This window comes from Streptomyces durmitorensis (assembly GCF_023498005.1).
In the GTDB taxonomy this organism is placed as follows: Bacteria; Actinomycetota; Actinomycetes; order Streptomycetales; family Streptomycetaceae; genus Streptomyces; species Streptomyces durmitorensis.
On the sequence record NZ_CP097289.1, the window covers coordinates 2,774,280 to 2,795,305 of the forward strand.

The following is a 21,026-nucleotide window of genomic DNA, read 5'->3' on the forward strand; positions in this document are numbered from 1 at the left end:
GTCAGAACATCGGAGCAGGGGTGGAACGTGGGTGGAGCAGTGGGCTCCACCCACGGGTGGAGTCCGGTCCGCATCGGCGGAACGGACGGCGTCACGCGAGCCGGCGCGTCCGTACGAGCGGAACGCACCGGCGTCACGCGAGGGCTACGCGTCGATGCGCGAGCGGTCCAGCGTCGCGGCTGAGCTGGTGATGAATTCCTTGCGGGGTGCCACGTCGTTGCCCATCAGGAGATCGAAGACCTGCTCGGCGGCGTCCAGGTCACCGATGTTGACCCGCCGCAGCGTGCGATAACGCGGATCCATCGTCGTCTCCGCGAGCTGGTCCGCGTCCATCTCACCCAGACCCTTGTAACGCTGAATGGAATCCTTGAACCGGATCCCCTTGCGCTGATACTCAAGGAGCGTCTCGCGCAGCTCATTGTCCGAGTACGTGTAGACGTACTTGTCCTGGCCCTTCTTCGGCTGCACCAGCTCGATCCGGTGCAACGGCGGCACCGCCGCGAAGACCCGGCCCGCCTCCACCATCGGACGCATATAACGCTGGAAGAGGGTGAGCAGCAGGATCCGGATGTGCGCGCCGTCCACATCGGCGTCCACCAGAAGAATGATCTTCCCGTAGCGGGCCGCGTCGATGTCGAAGGTCCGCCCCGACCCCGCCCCTATGACCTGGATGATCGCCCCGCACTCGGCGTTCTTCAGCATGTCCGACACGGACGCCTTCTGAACGTTGAGGATCTTCCCCCGGATCGGCAACAACGCCTGGAACTCCGAGTTCCGCGCCAGCTTCGCCGTGCCCAGCGCCGAGTCACCCTCCACGATGAACAGCTCGCTGCGCTCCACATCATCACTGCGGCAATCCGCCAGCTTCGCGGGCAACGAGGAGGACTCCAGGGCCGTCTTACGGCGCTGGGCATCCTTGTGCTGACGCGCCGCGATCCGCGTACGGGCCGCGGCCACCGCCTTGTCCATCACCGCCCGCGCCTGCGCCTTCGCATCACGCCTGGTCGACGTCAAAAACGCCTTGAGCTCCTTGGCGATCACCTGGGCGACAATCCGGTTGGCCGCCGAGGTGCCCAGCACCTCCTTGGTCTGCCCCTCGAACTGCGGCTCCGCCAGACGCACCGTGACCACCGCGGTCAGCCCCTCCAGGGCGTCGTCCTTGACGATGTCGTCCTCGGCCACCCGCAGCACCTTCTGACTGCGCAGCACCTCATTCATCGTCTTCGTCAGCGAGCGCTCGAAGCCCGACACATGCGTGCCGCCCTTGGGCGTGGCAATGATGTTCACAAAGGACCGCAGCGTCGTGTCGTAGCCCGTGCCCCAGCGCATCGCCACATCCACCACGAGATCACGGGTCACCTCGGTGGGCGTCATCTGCCCGTGATCATCCAGGACCGGCACGGTCTCCTTGAAACTGCCCTGCCCCGACAGCCGCAGCACATCACACACCGCCTTGTCCTGCGCCAGATACTCACAGAACTCACTGATCCCGCCGTCGAAACGGAAGGACTCCTCCCCCTTGGTACCGCCCTCCCCCAGACCGTACTCATCACGCACCACAATCGTCAGACCCGGCACCAAAAACGCCGTCTGCCGGGCACGCTGATGCAGCGTCTCCAAATTGAGCTTGGCATCCTTGAGGAAGATCTGGCGATCCGCCCAGTACCGCACCCGCGTACCCGTACGCGTCTTGGGGATCTTCTTGGCCTTGCGCAGCTTGGCCGACGAGTCGAAGTCGGCGTCGGGGCCGGGCTTGGCGAAGGCTCCGGGAACACCACGACGGAAGCTGATCGCGTGGGTGTGCCCCGCGCGGTCCACCTCTACGTCGAGGCGCGCGGACAGGGCGTTCACCACGGAGGCACCCACGCCGTGCAGGCCGCCGGAAGCGGCGTACGAGCCACCGCCGAACTTGCCGCCCGCGTGGAGCTTCGTCATGACGACCTCGACTCCGGAGAGGCCGGTCTTGGGCTCGACATCCACCGGGATGCCTCGGCCGTTGTCCCGGACCTCTACCGAGGCGTCGTCGTGGAGGATGACTTCGATGTGGTCGCAGTAGCCTCCCAGGGCCTCATCGACGGAGTTGTCGATGATCTCCCAGAGGCAGTGCAGCAGGCCACGGCTGTCCGTCGACCCGATGTACATGCCCGGACGCTTGCGAACGGCTTCGAGCCCCTCCAGGACGAGCAGGTGCCGCGCGGTGTAGTTGGAACCGTCCCGGTCTGCTCCGGTCAGCAATGCTGTGGACGGCACGGACGTCTCGGCGGTCACGCGGTTCGCTCCTCGCTGAATTTCAAAAGGGGTCCTTTGGGGTAAGGACCCGGCTTCGGTTGCCGCTCAGAGGGTACCGAGGCCTGGTAGAGCCGTTGTCACGCCACCCTCGTCTCAACTCACACTAGTCCAGTGTCGCACGCTTGTTCGATCCCTCGATGGAGTGAAGCGCACGTCACGTTCCCTTCCAGGCATGAACCATTTAGGCTCCGGGCACGTCCTCATGAACAACCGGCAACCCAGCCGGCGGACGACCGACCTGACAGACAGCGCGAAACCGTAAGACACGTAAGAGACGTAATACGGCACATTCGCCGCCAACCGGCAGCAGACAGCCGCCTCGGAAAAAACTTCGAGGAAAAGCCACGAGCGGGAACGTTTTCGGCCTGGTTGGATGTTGACCCTGGTACGACAGCTCGTCGAGCTAGAGAAGAGGCGACGTGACTACTGTTCTGACCCCCGCGAGCCCCCTGACGGCCGCTGATCGCTGCGACCGCTGCGGCGCCCAGGCATACCTGCGCGTCGTCCTGTTGAGCGGCGGTGAACTGCTCTTCTGCGCCCACCACGGCCGCAAGTTCGAGCCGGAACTCAAGAAGATCGCCGCTGAGATACAGGACGAGACGGAGCGGCTGACGGCCGTCCCGGAGACCAACGACGAGGAACGCTGACGCCTCGCACCCACGACGAGCCATCCGGCGCACGCCAGGCCGGTGACCGGGCGGCCGACCCTGCCAACCCCAGGGGCGGCCGCCCGCTCGCGTTAGACGGGCGCCCAGGTGCCTCCTCGGCGGTCCCCCGCGGCGCCGCACACTCGCCACGCGGACAACTCCCGCACTTTCAGCCGCGCAGAGGCATGTCCCGCGCGACGCCCGAGATCCGCGTATAGACCCCCGGACTCCCGGCCCGCCCGCAGCCGCTCCCCCATGACACCAGGCCGATGAGCCGCCCGCGCGCGACAAGCGGACCGCCGCTGTCCCCCTGGCAGGCGTCCCGCCCGCCCTCAAGTTCCCCCGCGCACAGCATGGATGCGGCCGCATACGTTCCGTCAGAATTTCCCGGATAGGCCTCCTCGCATGTCGCATCAGGGAGTACTCGCACCTGTGCGGAGCGCAACGAACGCGCGTAATCACCCCCTCCCGTTGTGTCACCCCACCCGTAGACAGCCGCGCGCGTGCCGGGTTCGTACGCCTGATCGCCCTCCCCGGCCATGGGGATCGCGTAGCCCTTCGGAAGCGGGCTCGCCAGCGACAGCACCGCGACGTCACCGGAGTTCGAGTAGCTGTCGTACTCCGGATTGACCGACGCCTCGCGCACCGGAATCTCACGCCCCTTGGACGTACCCAGATCTTCCCGGCCGACGATCACCTTCAGATCTCTCATCTCGCGCAGCGGCACTCCCAGGACTTCCTCACCGAGGCAGTGCGCCGCCGTGAGGACCGTCGAGCGCCCGACCACCACGCCTCCGCAGAACTGTCCCGAGCGCGTACCCCCGAACCGGTCACGACTGGACAGCGCCACCACCCAGGGACTGTCGGCCACCCGGACGGGACTGCCCCCGATGACGACGCTGTCGGCAGCCGCGGGGGTCGGAGAGGCCAGCGGCAGCACCCCCACCGGGGCGACAAGGGCCAATGCCGCCGTAAATGTTCGGGCGAAAGGACGAGGCATGCGATCTCCTCACTCTGGGTTGCCATGGCACACCCACAGTGATCCAGCGCGGCGCGCCCCGCACCCGCGCCACGCGCGTCCGCGCCAGGGCGAACACATCGGACAAACAGAAGACCCGAAGCCTCGCGTGAGGCTTCGGGTCTTCCTTGTGGAGCGCTGGTGACTAGTCGAGGTAGTCGCGCAGGACCTGCGAACGCGACGGGTGACGCAGCTTCGACATCGTCTTCGACTCGATCTGGCGGATGCGCTCACGCGTCACTCCGTAGACCTTGCCGATCTCGTCGAGGGTCTTCGGCTGGCCGTCGGTGAGACCGAAGCGCATGGAGACCACGCCCGCCTCACGCTCGGACAGGGTGTCGAGCACGGAGTGCAGCTGCTCCTGAAGAAGCGTGAAGCTGACCGCGTCGGCCGGAACGACCGCTTCGGAGTCCTCGATGAGGTCACCGAACTCGCTGTCGCCGTCCTCACCCAGGGGGGTGTGGAGGGAGATCGGCTCACGGCCGTACTTCTGGACCTCGATGACCTTCTCCGGGGTCATGTCGAGTTCCTTGGCCAGCTCCTCCGGGGTGGGCTCACGGCCCAGGTCCTGGAGCATCTGGCGCTGCACGCGCGCGAGCTTGTTGATGACCTCGACCATGTGCACCGGGATACGGATGGTGCGGGCCTGGTCGGCCATGGCGCGGGTGATCGCCTGACGGATCCACCAGGTGGCGTACGTGGAGAACTTGTAGCCCTTGGTGTAGTCGAACTTCTCGACCGCGCGGATCAGACCGAGGTTGCCCTCCTGGATGAGGTCCAGGAAGAGCATGCCGCGGCCGGTGTAGCGCTTGGCCAGCGAGACCACCAGACGGAGGTTGGCCTCCAGGAGGTGGTTCTTGGCGCGGCGCCCGTCCTCGGCGATGATCTCCAGCTCACGCTTGAGCTTCGGCGCGAGCTTGTCGGCGTTCGCCAGCTTGTCCTCGGCGAACAGGCCGGCCTCGATGCGCTTGGCGAGCTCGACCTCCTGCTCCGCGTTGAGGAGCGGGACCTTGCCGATCTGCTTCAGGTAGTCCTTGACGGGGTCGGCGGTGGCACCGGCCGCGGCAACCTGCTGGGCCGGGGCGTCGTCCTCGTCCTCGTCGGACAGTACGAAGCCTGCCTGAGGGCCCTCTTCCGTGGACTCGCCCTCACCGGGCTTGCCCTTGGCGGGAGTCTCCTCGGTGGCCTCGTCGTCCACCATCTCGTCGTCCTGCTTGGACGACTTCTTTGCCGTCGCCTTCTTGGCGACGGTCTTCTTGGCGACGGCCTTCTTTGCCGTCGTCTTCTTGGCTGCGACCTTCTTCGCGGGCGCGTCCTCAGCTGCGACATCTGCGGCCGGCGCCTCGGGGGCGGCGGTCGCGGTGGCCTGCTTAGCCGTGGCCGTCTTGACCGCGACGGTCTTGGTCGCGGTGCGCTTGGCCGGGCTCTTCGCTGCGACGCTCTTGCGGGGGCGTTTCGGCTCCGCGGCACTGACCATCAGCGTCACACCCTCTTCCTCGAGGATCTGGTTGAGGCTGCGCAGAACGTTCTTCCACTGAGTGGCCGGAATCTGGTCAGCTTCGAAGGCACGACGCACGTCATCGCCGGCGATCTGCCCATCAGCCTTTCCCCGCTCGATGAGCGCCATGACAGAGACGGATTCGGCGATCTCCGGCGGGAGCGTACGGGATGTGCTGGCCGACACGAACAACCTCTCGGAACGTTGGAAAACGGCTTCCGGCCCCGTCCATTGTGGACCAGGACCGACGACCGACGACTGGGGATGGGCCGACGGCGCAGGCGGGGCCGGGGAGCTACACAGCGCCGCGAACGACTGCTGTATTCCCTCCTCGGCTATCACCTCTTAGGTCATCGCGCTGCCCCGACGAGCGTTACGCCCAATCTACGTGGCCCGAGTCACACCCCGTAAGCGCTCAAAAGCAGCTAGATACGGTCAGAACAGTCCAGACCTAGGCCGTAATGGCCCTCCAGACGGCAACGGCCGCGTCGCCGGGTCCCTGCCGGATCCCCGAGGAACCCGCAGAAGCCCGGCGACGGTACCGCGCCAACGGAGTGATGAGGTCGGGCCGCGAGGCGCATGAGCGGGCCGTACGGACGCAGACCAGGCCCGTCAGTGCTCGCGGGGGGCGGGCACGACGCGCTCCACCTCAGGGTGGACGGTGAGCAGCTGACGCATGGCGGCCTCGGCACCGGGGCCGTCGCCCGCCGCGAGGGCGTCGACGATCCGCGAGTGGTGGACCAGGGACGCCTCGGTGGGACGGTCGCAGCCGGTGACCGGGCCGCCCGACACCTGGAGCGCCGCCGAGACGATGCCGGACAGGTGCTCCAGCATGCGGTTGCTCGCGAGCTGGATGAGCAGCGAGTGGAACTCCGCGTCGGCACGGGAGAAGGTGATCCCGTCGCCCTGGCTCAGGGAGTGGCCCATGATCTCGACCATGTCGGCGAGCCGCTGCTGCACCTCCTCACGGCCGTGGCCCGCGGCGAGCCGGGCGGCGAGGGGCTCGATCGTCCAGCGCAGCTCGCTGAGTTCGCGGCGCTGGTCGTCACGCTGCGGCCCGAACGCACGCCACTCGATGATGTCCGGGTCAAGGAGGTTCCAGTCGCTGACGGGCCGCACGCGCGTCCCGACATTGGGCCTGGCGCTGACCAGGCCCTTGGCTTCAAGTACACGCAGCGATTCCCGGACGACGGTGCGGGAGACCTCGAAACGCTGGCCGATCTCCTCGGGCACCAGCGGGCGGTCGGCACCCAGATCGCCGGAGACGATCATCTGGCCGAGCTGCTGGACGAGTTGGCCGTGCAGGCCGCGGCCGCGGCTGCCTGCGGTGCGCCGGCCCACGCGGCCGAGATCGTGGTCGGCGCTGTCCCACGAGGGCGCGACGACGCGGTCGGCACCGGGGGCCTCGGCGTAGGGGTAGCGGTCGAGTTCGCCCGGGCCGGCGAGGCCGGAGTCTGCGGAGCGGGCGGCGGTCATCATGGTGTGCGCAAGGGTACTCACGGATCCTTTGTCGGCGTGGCTCCCAACTCCCTTGAGGTCTTTGGTGAAAAGCACACGAAAGGGTGATCGCTTACCCCGCCGCAATTGACGCCTTATCGGAAAGAAATGGGCGTTCTCCGGGGAGTTGCGCGCAGCTCGCGAACAGAAGTGCCGGACGGTCGCTATCGGGCCCTGCCGCGCATCCCCGTGAGCAGATATGCGCAGAGCAGAGCGGTAACGGACAACATCAGTGCACTGCCCACAGGTTGGGCCACCATCCGGACTCCGCCGGCCAGATACCGCTCGACACCGAACGGCCACTGCACCAGCGCGAGATCACGCAGCCTCCCCGGCAGCCCCGCCGCCGATCGCACAGATGGTCCCTCCAAGGCCTTCTGTACGAGGGGTACGACGACGATCGGCACCGCGAGAACCGCGGCGAGGCCGGCGGTCGTGGACCGGAAGACGCCTCCGGCGAGTACCCCCGCCCAGGCGCACCCCGCCACCAGAGCGATCCAACTCGCGCTCAGCGAAAGCCAGTCAGCGGGAACCTTCGCGACCTCCTCTCCGTATACGAGGTGGAGCAGCGCGGCGTCGGAGGCCAGGACGAGCAGGCTCAGCAGGAGCGCGGTGACCGCCGCCACGAGCAACTTGGCACAGAGCAGCCCCAGGCGGCGGGGGACGGTGCCCCAGTCGGCGGCAAGGGCGGGATGGCGGAACTCCTCACCGAAGGCGAGGGCGCCGAGCAGCCCGGCGCCGAGCGCCGCGGGCGGCAAGGGGAGTTCCTGCGGCCAGGCCGCAAGCAGGAGCGGCTGCGGCGTGTGACCGCTCCTGGCGAGGAAGACGCAGAGGACGGCGGATACGGCGAGCACGGCGGCCGTGGTGAGGTACCCGGTGCCGACACCGGCGGCGCGGCGCAGTTCGTAGCGCAAGGGGCGAAGGGGGCTGCGGGCGGGCCGGACCGAGATGGGGGGCGGCAAGGGGGACGGGGTCGCGGGAGGCCGCGGGGCGGTGACAGCGGCCGAGTCGGCGGTGGCGAGCGGGTCCGTGATGATGAGCCGGTCCGTGGTGACGGGCCGGTCCGTGGTGGCGAGCGGGATGAGGTTCTTCGTCGTGGACATGGCCCCGGGCTCGGGCTCCGCCTCGGTCCCGATCTCGGCCCCGGGCTCGGGCAGCACGTCCCCTGCCGCGGCCTGCTGCTCACCAGAGGCTCCGATTCCGGGCACGGGAGAGGGCGTCGGCTCGGGTTCCGGCGACGGCTCCGGCGCCGCGGCAGCGGGCCCCGCATCCCCGATCTCGTCGGCGAGTTGATGGACGAGGATTCCGTGACGGAACGCCGTCTCCCCGATGTCGGCGCAGTTGCTGCCGTACACCGAAAGCCGGTTGCCGTCCTCCTTCACCACCTCGATGGAGCGCTGACCGGCACGAGCCTCTTTGGACAGGAGCGCGCCGAGGCGTGCGGCGTGCGGACTGCGCACCGCGACCCGGGGGCGCAGCCGGGTGCGGGCGAAGTCCCCGGCCTCCTGGTCGGCGACCAGGCGGCCCGCCTCCAGCGTGACGACCCGGTCCGCGGTCCGCGCGGCCTCCTTGGCATCGGCCGTGGAGAACAGGACGGTTCCCCCCTGCGCGGCGTGCGCGCGCAGAATGCCGCGCAGCCACCCGCCCTCACGGGCCGAGAGCCCGTCGGCGGGATCGTCGAGGACCAGTGTGTGCGGGTCGGCGAGCAGCGCGCCGGCCAGGCCGAGACGGCGGTCCATGCCGCGCGAGAGCGTGCCGAGCCGCTGATCGCGGAGGCTGACGAGACCGACGACTTCGAGTACGTCGTCGGCTCGCTGAACGGGCACACCGGCGGCGGCGCACAGCATGCGCAGCTGGCCGCGGACCGTGCGGCCGGGGTGTCCCGGAACCTCGCCCAGCAGGACGCCCACCTCGCGCGACGGATGGGTGATGCGGTGCAGCGGACGCCCTCTGAAGTAGGTGACTCCTCGGCCCTGTTGGATTTCGAGCATGAGCCTCAGCGCCGTCGTCTTGCCGGCGCCCTGCGCGCCGAGCAGCGCCGTGACACGGCCTGTTCGCGCCTCGAAGGACACGTCGTCGACGGCGGGCGGCAGCTCCTGGCGGGGATTGCTGGTCAGTCCGATGGCCTGGATCATCGCTTCTCTCGCAGGATGTGCGACCGCTCGGCGGCCAGGGTTCGTCCGCCGGGTCGGGGACGGACGAACCCCGTGGGTACATCAGCAAGATAACGCGATATTTCCGTCATTTCGGTCAGGGTGTGGGCCGCGGGTGTCCATCACGCGGCCGGACCGACAGGTGACCAGCGCGTGGTCCGTGGCGCGGGCCTCAGACCTCGGGGCGCAGCATCGGCGGGTTGAGCAGCGTCGCGCCGCCCGCGCGGAAGAGCTGGGCGGGGCGGCCGCCCTGGCGGGTGGTGGTACCGCCGGTGGGGACGAGGAAGCCCGGCGTGCCGGTCACCTTGCGGTGGAAGTTGCGCGGGTCGAGCACGACGCCCCACACGGCCTCGTACACCCGGCGCAGCTCGCCGACGGTGAACTCGGGCGGGCAGAAGGCCGTCGCCAGCGAGGAGTACTCGATCTTCGAACGGGCGCGCTCCACGCCGTCCGCCAGGATCTGCGCGTGATCGAAGGCGAGCGGCGCCGCCTGCTCGTCCTCGCGGCCGTACCCGCTCTGGTGGAGCAGCGCCTCGACCGGCGCCCAGCGCGCGCTGTGGGCATCACCACCGGCCCGCGGTGCGGGCAGATCGGGAGCGAGCGCGAGATGGGCGACGCTGACGACCCGCATCCGTGGATCGCGCTTGGGGTCGCCGTACGTGGCGAGCTGCTCCAGGTGCGCGCCGTTCACCTGGACCGGGGTGTCCGGAGCATGGGCACACAGCCCCGTCTCCTCGACCAGCTCCCGCGCGGCGGCGGCCGACAGGTCCTCGTCGTCGCGCACAAATCCGCCGGGGAGCGCCCAACGGCCCTGGAACGGTGCCTCACCCCGGCGTACCGCAAGCGCGCAGAGCGCGTGGCGGCGCACGGTCAGCACGACCAGATCGACGGTGACAGCAAAGGGCGGGAAGGCCGACGGGTCGTAGGGCGACATGCCGCGATCATAGTCGTCTGCCTGACGATAAACAGCTCCTCCGGCATCCGATCCCGGCTCGATTCACCGGGATCGGGGTCAGGTTCACGCCACATCCGCCGCAGCCACTCCTCCCGTGGGTCACACCCCCAGCTGCAGCCCGTCGGCCGCCTCCTCGACCATGGCGAGGCCGAGCCTGCTGACACGTACGGAGAAGGGGGCACCCGCGACGCGCAGCGCCGTCAGTCCCAGCTCCCCCAGGGGTGCGCTGCTGACCGGCCGCAGCGTCACCGTGCCCGAGGGGGCATCGGGCCGGATCCCGGCGAGCGCCGTGAGGAGCTGCACCCCGGCGGCCGCGGCGGTGGCCGCCGGGCGGCATGCAGCGGGGTGCGGCAACGGAGCACCGCCCTCCGTGCGCTGCTCCCCCGCGTACATCTCAGGCAGCCGGTGACCGAACGTCTCGGCCGCCGCCATCACCCCGCGCAGCAGTGCGCTCGCCTCCTTCTCGTACCCGGCGGCGGCCAGACCCGCGACGGCGACCGCCGTCTCATGGACACGGACCGCCCCGGCACGATGTCCGAAAGGGTTGTACGCGGCTTCCCTGACGCCCAGGCTCCGCAGCCCCCAGCCCGAGTCCACGGCGGGCCCGCCAAGCAGCCGGGCGAGCTGCTCGGTCTGCACCTTGTCGAGAAGCCCCGGCGCGAGCACGCCCGACCCGAGCAGACCTGTGTCGAGGAGGTGGGCGGCACCGCCGGTGAACAGCGGCACGGGGCGGCCGTCGGCCAGGCAAGCCGCGGCGGGCCTGCCACCCGTCCGGTCCTCCACCCAGAATTCCTCCCGGAACGTGCCCCGCAGCCGCTCCGCCCACTGCCGCAGGTCGGTGCCGCCCGAACGGCCGTGCGCCTCGAGCAGGTCGGCGCCCAGCAGCGCGGCCCGGTGGGCATGGGCCTGGGTCTCGCAGCGCGCGGGGCCACCTGGATACGGGTCCGGCAGGCTCCCTCCGTCGTCGGCCGCCGCGAGCAGCCACCGCAGGCAGCGCTCGGCCGCCGGCAGCAACTCCTCGGTCTCCTGCGCCGACAGCCCCCAACGCCACGCCTCCGCCAGCAGCGCCGGGAAGAGCAGCGTGGCCTCGACTCCCGTGCACCCGGGCGGCAGATGCGGCCCCGCGTTCCGCAACGGCCCGGGGATCATGCCCGCCCGCGGCCCCTTGCCCACCAGTTGACGGCGGGCGAGCGTGCGCAGCGTCCCCGCGGCGATCCGCGTACCGAGCGGCAAGGCCATCCGGGCGGCCGCGAGCGCCTCGGCCGGTGCGAGACCACAGCGCCATGGCGCCCCCGCGGCCAGGTGGACGTCGGTCGGGTGCTCGGGGTCCCGCAACAGCAACGCCTGCAGATCCTCCACGGACCGGTCCAGCAGGGCCCGGGCCCTGGGGTCGTCGCCGGCGGCCGACGCCGTGGCGAGGGACTGCGACATCCCGCGCCCGACCGCCCTCACCGGGCCCGCCCCCTCCGGCCGCACCCGCAGCTCCAGGCTCCAGGTGCCGCCCGGCGGCAGCTCCACCTCCCAGCGCAGCAGCCCCGCGGAGGCCAGCGCGTCCGCGGGTGCCGGATGCGCGGTGACCGCACAGTGGCCCGCGGGCGATGACCAGCGCATGCCGGAGTCGTGGACACTGGCGGGCAGTTCGGGGCCGGTGGTGCCGGACGCGACCGCACCGAGCTCCGCCAGATCCGTGCCGAGCGACACCTCCACAGGCAGCCGGAGGGGGCGTGCCGCGGCGCTGCGCAGGATGATCCGCTCCGTGCCGTCCGCGTACCGGGTCCGCTCGACGATCACGTCCGGGTCCGGGCCGCCGTCCGCGGACGGACGCAGCGTCGCGACGAAGCGGGCACGGTCGGCCGAGAGCATCCGCGCCTGCACGGCGACCGGCTCGCGCCCCGCCACCCGCAGTTCGCAACGGGACAGCAGCCTGCGCCCCGCGCGGTAGAACCCCTCGAGCCCGCGGCCGGTCAACTGCCCCTGGTCCGTGGAGATCGCCAGTGCGGGCATGGCGACACAGATCAGCGTGGCGTGCGCGGGCGGCAGCTGTGCGGGGCGCCGCGGCGCGGGAGCCGGGGCCTGCCCGCCGGGCAGCCGCGGTGGAGTCGGCGTGGGCCGCTGGGGACCCTCTCTGCCGGAGACAGGAGACGGGGCGGGCAGGGGCATGAGGCGGCTTCTTCTGCGCTGTCCGCGCGGCGAGGAGTGGGAGGGCATACGGCGGCTCCACCCAGGCACGGGTACCGCCACTCAGGTGAACGGACCTGCCCCGCCCCAAGTCACGCCCACGGGACGGGAAGCCACCCGGCCGGCCCCGGTCTTGCGCGTACGGCGTCCCGGCAAGCGCCCGTCTCTCCCCATGCCTCCGGCGCGGGGCTCCCGCGTTCATGTGTCGTTCCTCGCTGCGCGCCGGATGGTGCGGCGGCGGTTCTGCGGCCCGGTGCTCGGCCTGTCGGCGGCCCGCGACCCCGTGCCGCCCTTCGGGCGCGCGGGGCGGCGGCGCCGTGGGGCGACATCCAGCGGCTCCGCCGCGGGGTCCACGGGCTCCGCCGGGAACGGCAGTTCGGGCTGGACCGCCGTCGCGCCACGGTCGGTGCGCTCCCTGCGGAGGCAGCGGCGGATCGGCTCGGGGTCCAGGCCTCCGGCGCAGGCATGGCGCAGGAGTTGCGCGAAGGTGTAACCGGGATCGGCGCACAGCGCCATGTCCAGGGCTTCCTGGCCCTCCGTGGTGTCTCCGAGGGACCACGCGACCCAGCCCGCGAGGGACAGCGGCGCGGCGGCGTGCTCTCCGTAGGCACCGACGCAGCGGCGTGCCAGGGCCCTCCAGAGGCGAAGTGCCGGTGGCGCGGCGTCGCCCTCCATCCATTCCGCGGCCTGATCACGCGTCGTGCGGTCCTGCAGGCCGAGGATGAGCGCCGCGGCTTCGTCGTGCGCGAGGAGGTCGTCGTCCTGGAGATCCGCCTCCAGCCTGTCGCTGACCGGCGGCGCGGCAGTCATCCGCGCCATGATCCTGCGGGCCAGGTCGAGCGTGTCAGCAGCGACCTCGGAGTGCCCGTCCTCCTTCAGGATCCGGTGCACGATCGCCAGTCCCGCGGCGTCGAGTGCCGCCTCCTGGTCCGTCACGGCGGCGGATTCCCATGGGGTGAGACGCGCCCGCATCTCCCGTGGGGTGACGCCCACTTGGACACCGGCGTAGGCCGTGGCCGCGGCAAGGACCGACGTGCCGGGCCGCGGCAGCGGGACGCCTTCCGGTGGGCAGCACTGCTTGTTCGGGCAGCAGTAGGTCCAGAAATGTCCCGCAGAGATGCACACGACCTCGAACACGGGGACGTCGAGGCTTCCACAGGCGGTGCGGAGCACTTGTGCCAGCGGTCGCAGGCGCTCCATGACCTGCTGCCCTGATTCGGCGCCGACGGGCTCCGCGCACAGGAAGGCGACAATGCCGTCGGGCCGGCCTCCCCGCCGCTCGCAGCCGCCCACAAGACACTGCGCGAGCTGCTCCGCGATGGGTGGCCAGTCCTCCTCTCGTCCGGGGATGCCGAGGCGCACCCGCCCCCCGAACCGCCCTCGTTCGCCGTGCAGTGCGATGAGGACGACGCTTTCCTCGGGCCGGAACCCGAGCAGGTACGGCAGGGCATCCGCGAGTTCGGCCGGAGTGCGCAAGGTGACCAGGGTCTCGTCGATGGAGTCGAGGGAGTTGACGGAGTCGATGGGATCGGTGGAGTCGGTGGAGTCGATCGGATCGTTTTGTTCGCTGTGGTTCGCCATGCGCCGACTCTCCCGCGGATCACAATGTTCCGGTTTCCCCTGTGGATAACTGCAGTCAGGGGCATGCCAAGAGTTGTCCACAGCTCGGCGGACTCGTTCGCCTAATGTCAGACCCATCGGGTTGCATGGGGGCATGAGCAACGAAGATCTGCGCACGGCGGCCGATTCCGTACTCGCCCGCCTCGTCGGCGGCCCCGCGCCCGCAAGCGGCGAAGTGCCACCGTCGGACGGTCCACGACTGCGCGAGGACCAGTGGCGCGCGATCGAAGCTCTGGTCGCCGACAAACGCCGGGCTCTGGTCGTGCAGCGCACGGGCTGGGGAAAGTCCGCCGTGTACTTCGTCGCCACCGCGCTGCTGCGGGAGCGCGGCAGCGGTCCCACCGTGATCGTCTCCCCACTGCTCGCGCTCATGCGCAACCAGGTGGAGTCGGCGGCGCGGGCCGGAATCAGCGCCCGCACGATCAACTCCTCGAACACGGAGGAGTGGGAGACCATCCAGGCCGAGGTGGCCTCCGGCGACGTGGACGTCCTCCTCGTCAGTCCGGAGCGGCTGAACAACCCGGACTTCCGCGACCAGGTTTTGCCCAAGCTCGCCGCGGCGACCGGCCTGCTCGTGGTCGACGAGGCGCACTGCATCTCGGACTGGGGCCATGACTTCCGGCCCGACTACCGACGGCTGCGCACCATGCTCGCCGAACTGCCGCCGGGCGTCCCCGTCCTGGCCACCACCGCGACGGCCAACGCCCGCGTGACGGCCGACGTGGCCGAGCAGCTGGGCACCGGCGGCAGCTCGGACGCGCTCGTGCTGCGCGGGCCCCTCGACCGCGAGAGCCTGAGCCTGAGCGTGCTCCAACTTCCCAACGCCGCACACCGGTTGGCCTGGCTCGCCGACCACCTGGCGGAGCTGCCGGGCTCCGGGATCATCTATACGCTCACCGTGGCAGCCGCCGAGGAGATCACCACCTTCTTGCGGCAGTGCGGGCACACCGTCACCTCGTACACAGGAAAGACGGAGAACGCGGACCGCCAGCAGGCCGAGGAGGATCTGCTCGCCAACCGCGTGAAGGCCCTGGTCGCCACCTCCGCCCTGGGGATGGGCTTCGACAAGCCCGACCTCGGCTTCGTGGTGCATCTCGGCTCCCCCTCCTCCCCGATCGCTTACTACCAACAGGTCGGCCGCGCGGGCCGCGGTGTCGATCACGCGGAGGTGCTGCTTCTTCCGGGCAAGGAGGACGAGGCGATCTGGAACTACTTCGCCTCGCTCGCCTTCCCGCCCGAGGAGCAGGTCCGGCGCACGCTGGACGTCCTCGCACAGGCGGGAAGGCCGCTGTCGCTGCCCGCCCTGGAGCCTCTGGTCGAGCTGCGCAGGTCACGGCTCGAGACGATGCTCAAGGTCCTCGACGTGGACGGCGCGGTCCGGCGCGTCAAGGGCGGCTGGATCTCCACGGGGATGCCCTGGGCGTACGACGCCGAGCGCTATGCCTGGGTCGCCAAGCAGCGCCAGGCGGAACAGCAGGCGATGCGTGATTACGCCACGACGACCGGCTGCCGGATGGAGTTCCTGCGACGACAGCTGGACGACGAGGCGGCGACGCCCTGCGGGCGCTGCGACAACTGCGCGGGCGCGCGCTTCACCGACGCCGTGTCCTCCGGAGCACTGGACACGGCCCAGGGCGAGTTGGTCCGCGCGGGTGTCGATGTCGAACCCCGGAGGATGTGGCCGACCGGGCTCGCCGCGGTCGGCGTCGACCTCAAGGGACGTATCCCCGTGGGGGAACAAGCGGCCCAGGGCCGGGCCCTGGGGCGGCTCTCGGACATCGGGTGGGGCAACCGGCTCCGGCCGATGCTCGCCCCGCAGGCCCCCGACGGGCCGGTGCCCGACGACGTGGCCAAGGCCGTTGTCGGCGTCCTCGCGGACTGGGCGAAGGGACCCGGCGGTTGGGCCTCAGGCGGCGCCGACGCCCAGACGCGGCCGGCAGGCGTCGTGACCATGTCGTCGCACACCCGGCCCCAGCTGATCCAGTCGCTGGGCACAAGGATCGCCGAGATCGGCCGTCTTCCGCTCCTCGGCTCCATCGAGTACGCCGCCGGAGCCGATACGGCACATGTGCCGAGGAGCAACAGCGCCCAGCGCCTGCGCGCCCTCGACGGAACGCTGACCGTGCCCCCCGAGCTCGCCGCGGCGCTCCAGGAAGCGGGCGGTCCCGTTCTGCTCGTCGACGATCTGACGGACAGTGGCTGGACCCTGGCGGTAGCCGCGCGCATGCTCCGCCGGGCCGGAGCCAAGGGGGTGTTGCCGCTGGTCCTGGCCGTGCAAGGCTGACGGAGGCGTCGATGCGGGGCGCCCTGGGCAGGGATATAGGCGGCGCATCGCCAGATACCGGTCGGCAGTCCCAATTGCTCGTTGCCGCAAGGCAGTACGACGGGAAGAATTGGTACCGCTCCCGCGCGGCTTTCCGTGGCCCGGCATGACTGTGCCGCGGTGCGCTCCCCAGCCCACCCCGCCCTCTGGGCGCGTAGCCGAAGGGAGGACCGTGACCTTCGGATTTCCTCTGTCCGCTGCGGCATCGATGTCGGAGTCTTCGACGTCGGCTGAGATGTCCGCCGATTCCGCCAACGGACTGGCCCGGATGCTCGAGCCCGCGGAGTGGTCAGCCGCGGGAATTCCCCTGCTGCGCAATCCGCGTGAGGTCGTCAGCGGCCTGCATGCTCGGCACCGTCCGACGCCCGCGACAGCCGTCGTCGCGGTTCTCGATCCGGAGGAACGGCTTCGGGCGAGCGCTTCGTTCACCCGGCGGCCGAGCGCGGCGGACGGCTGGGTCTTCCGCAACGCGCTGCTCGCGCAGTTGCGCCGCGTCATCCCGCACGACCTGCGGCGCCGCACCCCGGTGCGCACCGCAGTCCTGCTCTACTGCCGTGACGGTGACGCGCGTTGGACGCAGGAGGACGGGGCGTGGATGTGGGGCCTTCGGGACGCCTGCACGCTGCACGGGCTGCGGTGCGGCGCCTACATCACGCTGACCCGTGACGGCTGGCAGGTGCTCGGCGAGAACCGCGGCGGCCGTCGGCCCAGCTCCGGCTCGAGCCCCGAGGCCTTCGCCGAAACCGATCCGCCGCCACCGCGCACCGGCGGTGCCGCATCCGACGTACTGCGCCGAGCGGCGGCACGCTGAGGCGTCCGCCGTCCCCCGCCGCAAGGCGGGCCCCAGGCATGGGCCGACGGGCGTCGCCGCTTGCGCGTCGCGCGGTGCGCAACGCACGCGGCGCGAGGCTCACCCGGCCATGCCACGGACACCGGCCACCCGACGCCGACCACCCGACACCCGGCCTCAGCAGGGCCTGCCGGACAACGGACGTCGGACAGCGGCAGCCGGAGCGCAGATGTCAGACGGCGAACGTCAGACGCCCGCGCCCAGCATCGCGTTGATCCGCTGCGGGTCACCGCAGACGATCAGCAGGGCTCCGGCCCGGGTGAGCGCCGTCGGCAGCGCGCCGACCGCGGTCTCCTCGCTGCCGCCGTTGAGGGCGACGACGACCACGGGGCGGGACACGGCACGGTCCAGGGCGGCGGCGTCCGCGTAGAAGACGTCGTCGCCCGCGTCGTGCTGAGCCCAGTAGGAGGCATCGCCGAACGACAGCTCGTGCGTGGCCCACGGGTGCGGGTCGCCGGTGGTGACCACCAGGACCTCACCCGGAGCACGGCCCGAGTCGAGCAGCAGGTCGACGGCTTCCTCGGCGGCGTCGAGCGCCCCCTCGGCGGAAGCCGGGATCAGCTGGATCTGCGGAACCGAAGCACCGGCATCCGTGGCGGAACCCGCAGGCGGACCAGCGGGTGCGGCAGGAGCGGTGGAGGGTCCGGAAGCAGCCGGGGCGGGCACCCCGGGCTTGGCGGCCGGCTCATGCGGCGTGCGCTGCGCCGGCGGCGTCGGCCGGGCGGGGCCCGGTCGGCCAGGACGCGGCACAGCCGCAGGACGCGGGCCGGGTACGGGGCGGGGGGTCGGCGTGATGCGGCCACTGGCCGGGGTCACGCGGGGACCCTGGGCACTCTCGTGAATCTGAGGCTCCTCGGGACTGAGAGGCATGCGTTGTTGTCTATCAAATGCCGATGCGCGTGGCATCAGCGGGTGGCACATGAGTGCGAGTGGAACTGCCGAAAGCGTCAGAAGTCGAAGCCGAGCTGGCCCTCGATTTCCGGAACGCTTCCATCCGCCCAGCTGCGGGCCTTCTTGAGATGCCGCCACTGGGGCAGCGCATCAAGATACGCCCACGACATCCGGTGGTACGGGGTGGGCCCCCGCTCCGCCAGCGCGGCCTTGTGCACCGGCGACGGATAGCCGGCGTTGGCCGCAAAACCGAAGTCTGCATGTTCGATACCCAGTTCGGCCATCATTTTGTCGCGCCGAACCTTGGCGATCACCGACGCCGCGGCGACGGCCACACAGGATTGATCGCCCTTGATCACCGTACGAACCTGCCAAGGAGTCCCGAGGTAGTCGTGCTTCCCGTCGAGGATCACGGCTTCCGGACGCACCGGTAGCGCCTCCAGGGCGCGCACCGCGGCGAGCCGCAGCGCGGCGGTCATCCCCATGCTGTCGATCTCCTCGGGCGAGGAATCCCCCAGGGCATAGGCCGTGACCCAGCTCTCCAGCTCCCCTGCAAGCGTGGTGCGCCGCTTGGGAGTGATCAGCTTGGAATCGGTGAGCCCTTCGGGCGGCCTGCGCAGTCCCGTGACCGCCGCACAGACGGTGACCGGTCCCGCCCACGCTCCGCGCCCGACTTCGTCGACTCCGGCAACGATCTTCGCTCCGGTGGTAGCGCGAAGGGAGCGCTCGACGGTGTGGGTGGGTGGTTCGTACGGCATGGCGCCACATAGCGTACGCCGCCCGATGCCACCCGCGACACCCAGGCCTACCGACGGAGCAGTGGAACCATGACCTGATCGATCAGTTCGGTGAACTCCTCGTCCCCCCATTCGCTCCCGCACACCTTGGAGCGGTACATCATCATCGCCGGGATGACATCGCATACGTAGGGGTCCATGGCCTCGGGGCGCACCTCTCCGCGCTCGACTCCACGGCGTACGACCTCTTTGATCAGCTCCACGCTCGGCACGATGACCCCGTCGAAGATCACCCCGTGAAATCGCTCGGCGGCCACCGTGTCGCACTCGTGAAGCACGGCGCGGAGAGCGAATCCGGGCCGCGAGAACATCGCCTCACGCATCTGCCGGCACAGCTGAAGGAGATCCTCCCTGACCCCGCCGCAGTCCGGCGCGGAGTCGAGCCTGGGCAGAGCAGCCTGCAGCGCGTCCACGACGAGATCTTCTTTGGACGGCCAGCGGCGATAGACCGCGGCCTTGCCGGTCTGCGCGCCCGCGGCCACACCTTCCATCGTCAGGCCGTTCCAGCCGACGGTGCTGAGCTGCTCGAGCGTGGCCTCGAGGATCGCACGTTCGAGGACGGGGCCCCGCCGACGCAGGGAGGCCGTCTGAGCGGTAGCGGCGCTCCAGCGCGAAGTAGCCATGAAATTCACTCCGTTGGGTTCGAGGCAGCTTCAGTGAACGGTTGCGTTCACTAATGGGGAGTCGCTACCGTTGAGTGGATAGTGAACGGGGGTGTTCACTAACGCACTTGTGGGGGACCCATAGTGACAACCTCTCAGTTAACCAAGGATCAAGGACCGAGGCCCGGTGCCGCCCGCCGAGAAGGCCGACCCGGTATCGCCCTGACCGTCATCGCGGCCTGCCAGTTAATGGTGGTCCTCGACGCGACGATTGTGAACATCGCGCTCCCGCACATTCAGGACGCTCTCAAATTCTCCACCACCGACCTCACCTGGGTCGTCAGCGCGTACACCCTCACCTTCGGTGGCCTGCTGCTTCTCGGTGGCCGCGCCGGTGACATCCTCGGCCGCCGCCGGGTCTTCATGACCGGCATCCTGGTCTTCACCCTCGCCTCGCTCCTGGGTGGATTCGCCCAGGAACCCTGGCAGTTGCTGGCGGCGCGCGCCCTTCAGGGCGTAGGTGGCGCGATCGCATCACCCACCTCCCTGGCACTCATCACCACGACCTTTCCCGAAGGCCCCGAGCGCAACCGCGCGTTCGGTGTCTTCGCCGCCGTCTCAGCGGGCGGCGGCGCCATCGGCCTGCTGACCGGCGGCATGCTCACGGAGTGGCTCGACTGGCGCTGGGTGCTGTTCGTGAACGTACCCATCGGCATCCTGATCGCCTTCCTCGCCCCGCTCTACATCAGCGAGTCCGAGCGCCATCCGGGCCGCTTCGACATCGCGGGCGCCCTCACGTCGACCCTCGGCATGGCCTCGCTGGTCTACGGATTCATCCGGGCGGCTGAGGAGGGCTGGCGCGACAGCATCACCCTGGGGTCGTTCGTCGCGGCCGTCGTGCTGCTTCTGGCATTCGCACTGGTCGAGAGCCGGGCGAAGGAACCGATCACTCCGCTGAGGATGTTCGCGGACCGCAACCGCTCGGGCTCGTATGTGATCATGCTGAGCCTGGCCGCCGCGATGTTCGGCATGTTCTTCTTCATCGTGCTCTTCGTCCAGAACGTACTGGGCTACACACCGATCGAGGCGGGCCTCGCCTTCCTGCCGGTCACGGTCGCCATCGTGGCGGGCGCCGGCATCTCCCAACGGCTGCTTCCGGTCCTCGGCCCCAAGCCGTTCATGGTGACCGGCTCGGCCCTCGTCGCCGTCGGACTCAGCTGGCAGACCTTTGTCAGCCCGGACAGTACGTACGTGAGCGGAGTGCTCGGCCCGATGCTGCTGTTCGGTTTCGGCATGGGTCTGAACTTCGTGACCCTTACATTGACGGCCGTCTCCGGAGTCGCCCCGCACGAGGCGGGCGCGGCATCGGGCCTGCTCAACGCGACGCAGCAGGTGGGTGGTTCACTCGGCCTCTCCATCCTGACCACGGTGTTCGGCACGGCGAGCCGGGACGAAGGCAAGGAACAGATGGCGGACTTCATGGCGAACGGATCGCCGGCGCAGAAGGCCGAATTCGCCAAGACCGGAGAGTTGCCGGCGCCCTGGGGACACGAAGTGCTGTCCCAGGGGATCTCGACGGCCTTCATACCAGCTGTCGCGATGGCCCTGCTCGCCCTGGTCACCGCTGTGGTGGTGATTCGGGTGCGCAAGAGCGACTTGGACGCGCTGTCCGGCACGGCGAGCGCGGCCGGTCCCGCGGGCGGCTGAC

Annotated in this window: 15 protein-coding genes; 4 read left to right on the forward strand and 11 right to left on the reverse strand. The window is 70.1% G+C overall.

The window, feature by feature from the left end; translation table 11 throughout:
• Window positions 1-144 precede the first annotated feature (144 nt).
• Window positions 145-2,268 (reverse strand): DNA gyrase/topoisomerase IV subunit B, encoded by a 2,124-nt coding sequence (locus tag M4V62_RS12300; protein ID WP_249587302.1) that lies wholly within the window; start codon window positions 2,266-2,268, stop codon window positions 145-147.
• 440 nt (window positions 2,269-2,708) lie between these two features.
• On the opposite strand from M4V62_RS12300, the gene M4V62_RS12305 reads away from it, so the two are divergent.
• Window positions 2,709-2,936 carry a DUF7455 domain-containing protein gene (locus M4V62_RS12305; RefSeq protein ID WP_249587303.1) on the forward strand — a complete coding sequence of 76 codons (228 nt, stop codon included), beginning with the start codon at window positions 2,709-2,711 and terminating at the stop codon, window positions 2,934-2,936.
• Between the two features lie 169 nt (window positions 2,937-3,105).
• Here M4V62_RS12305 and M4V62_RS12310 read toward each other — a convergent pair whose 3' ends face one another.
• The 7 genes from M4V62_RS12310 to M4V62_RS12340 all read right to left on the reverse strand — a co-directional run bounded on the left by M4V62_RS12310 (window position 3,106) and on the right by M4V62_RS12340 (window position 13,816).
• Window positions 3,106-3,936 carry a S1 family peptidase gene (locus M4V62_RS12310; protein ID WP_249587304.1) on the reverse strand — a complete coding sequence of 277 codons (831 nt, stop codon included), beginning with the start codon at window positions 3,934-3,936 and terminating at the stop codon, window positions 3,106-3,108.
• Between the two features lie 163 nt (window positions 3,937-4,099).
• Window positions 4,100-5,644 carry an RNA polymerase sigma factor gene (locus M4V62_RS12315; protein ID WP_249587305.1) on the reverse strand — a complete coding sequence of 515 codons (1,545 nt, stop codon included), beginning with the start codon at window positions 5,642-5,644 and terminating at the stop codon, window positions 4,100-4,102.
• Window positions 5,645-6,064: 420 nt separating this feature from the next.
• On the reverse strand, window positions 6,065-6,952 hold the full coding sequence (locus tag M4V62_RS12320) for a FadR/GntR family transcriptional regulator (protein WP_249587306.1): 888 nt from the start codon (window positions 6,950-6,952) through the stop codon (window positions 6,065-6,067).
• Window positions 6,953-7,113: 161 nt separating this feature from the next.
• A complete protein-coding gene (locus M4V62_RS12325; protein ID WP_249587307.1) occupies window positions 7,114-9,084 on the reverse strand; it encodes an ATP-binding cassette domain-containing protein in 1,971 nt (656 codons plus the stop codon).
• Between the two features lie 190 nt (window positions 9,085-9,274).
• A complete protein-coding gene (locus tag M4V62_RS12330; protein ID WP_249587308.1) occupies window positions 9,275-10,036 on the reverse strand; it encodes an NUDIX hydrolase in 762 nt (253 codons plus the stop codon).
• Between the two features lie 120 nt (window positions 10,037-10,156).
• Window positions 10,157-12,217, reverse strand: a complete 2,061-nt coding sequence (locus tag M4V62_RS12335; protein WP_425575319.1) for an amylo-alpha-1,6-glucosidase — start codon at window positions 12,215-12,217, stop codon at window positions 10,157-10,159.
• Between the two features lie 216 nt (window positions 12,218-12,433).
• On the reverse strand, window positions 12,434-13,816 hold the full coding sequence (locus M4V62_RS12340; RefSeq protein WP_249587309.1) for a DUF4192 domain-containing protein: 1,383 nt from the start codon (window positions 13,814-13,816) through the stop codon (window positions 12,434-12,436).
• A 133-nt stretch (window positions 13,817-13,949) separates the two neighbouring features.
• Between M4V62_RS12340 and M4V62_RS12345 the strand changes: the two genes are divergently transcribed.
• Both M4V62_RS12345 and M4V62_RS12350 read left to right on the forward strand, forming a co-directional pair.
• Complete coding sequence (locus M4V62_RS12345; RefSeq protein ID WP_249587310.1) at window positions 13,950-16,139, forward strand: RecQ family ATP-dependent DNA helicase; 2,190 nt, start codon at window positions 13,950-13,952, stop codon at window positions 16,137-16,139.
• Between the two features lie 211 nt (window positions 16,140-16,350).
• Entirely contained in the window at window positions 16,351-16,989 is a 639-nt protein-coding gene (locus M4V62_RS12350) for a hypothetical protein (RefSeq protein WP_249587311.1), read from the forward strand.
• A 225-nt stretch (window positions 16,990-17,214) separates the two neighbouring features.
• Here the strand turns inward: M4V62_RS12350 and M4V62_RS12355 are convergent, their stop codons facing one another.
• The 3 genes from M4V62_RS12355 to M4V62_RS12365 form a co-directional block, all read right to left on the reverse strand.
• Complete coding sequence (locus M4V62_RS12355) at window positions 17,215-17,898, reverse strand: hypothetical protein (protein WP_249587312.1); 684 nt, start codon at window positions 17,896-17,898, stop codon at window positions 17,215-17,217.
• Window positions 17,899-17,975: 77 nt separating this feature from the next.
• Window positions 17,976-18,677: a ribonuclease HII gene (rnhB, locus tag M4V62_RS12360; protein WP_249587313.1), complete on the reverse strand. Its 702-nt coding sequence runs from the start codon at window positions 18,675-18,677 to the stop codon at window positions 17,976-17,978.
• 47 nt (window positions 18,678-18,724) lie between these two features.
• Window positions 18,725-19,339 carry a TetR/AcrR family transcriptional regulator gene (locus M4V62_RS12365; protein ID WP_249587314.1) on the reverse strand — a complete coding sequence of 205 codons (615 nt, stop codon included), beginning with the start codon at window positions 19,337-19,339 and terminating at the stop codon, window positions 18,725-18,727.
• A gap of 123 nt (window positions 19,340-19,462) precedes the next feature.
• Here M4V62_RS12365 and M4V62_RS12370 point away from each other — a divergent pair, with 123 nt between their 5' ends.
• Entirely contained in the window at window positions 19,463-21,025 is a 1,563-nt protein-coding gene (locus M4V62_RS12370) for an MFS transporter (RefSeq protein WP_249587315.1), read from the forward strand.
• Window position 21,026: the final 1 nt, after the last annotated feature.

What these genes read in the sequence shown, in the direction of transcription:
- M4V62_RS12310 (WP_249587304.1), bottom strand. Translation starts at nt 3,936, where the DNA reads ATGCCTCGTCCTTTCGCCCGAACATTTACGGCGGCATTGGCCCTTGTC.
- M4V62_RS12325 (WP_249587307.1), bottom strand. Translation starts at nt 9,084, where the DNA reads ATGATCCAGGCCATCGGACTGACCAGCAATCCCCGCCAGGAGCTGCCG.
- M4V62_RS12330 (WP_249587308.1), bottom strand. Translation starts at nt 10,036, where the DNA reads ATGTCGCCCTACGACCCGTCGGCCTTCCCGCCCTTTGCTGTCACCGTC.
- M4V62_RS12335 (WP_425575319.1), bottom strand. Translation starts at nt 12,217, where the DNA reads ATGCCCCTGCCCGCCCCGTCTCCTGTCTCCGGCAGAGAGGGTCCCCAG.
- M4V62_RS12340 (WP_249587309.1), bottom strand. Translation starts at nt 13,816, where the DNA reads ATGGCGAACCACAGCGAACAAAACGATCCGATCGACTCCACCGACTCC.
- M4V62_RS12345 (WP_249587310.1), top strand. Translation starts at nt 13,950, where the DNA reads ATGAGCAACGAAGATCTGCGCACGGCGGCCGATTCCGTACTCGCCCGC.
- M4V62_RS12355 (WP_249587312.1), bottom strand. Translation starts at nt 17,898, where the DNA reads ATGCCTCTCAGTCCCGAGGAGCCTCAGATTCACGAGAGTGCCCAGGGT.
- rnhB (WP_249587313.1), bottom strand. Translation starts at nt 18,677, where the DNA reads ATGCCGTACGAACCACCCACCCACACCGTCGAGCGCTCCCTTCGCGCT.
- M4V62_RS12365 (WP_249587314.1), bottom strand. Translation starts at nt 19,339, where the DNA reads ATGGCTACTTCGCGCTGGAGCGCCGCTACCGCTCAGACGGCCTCCCTG.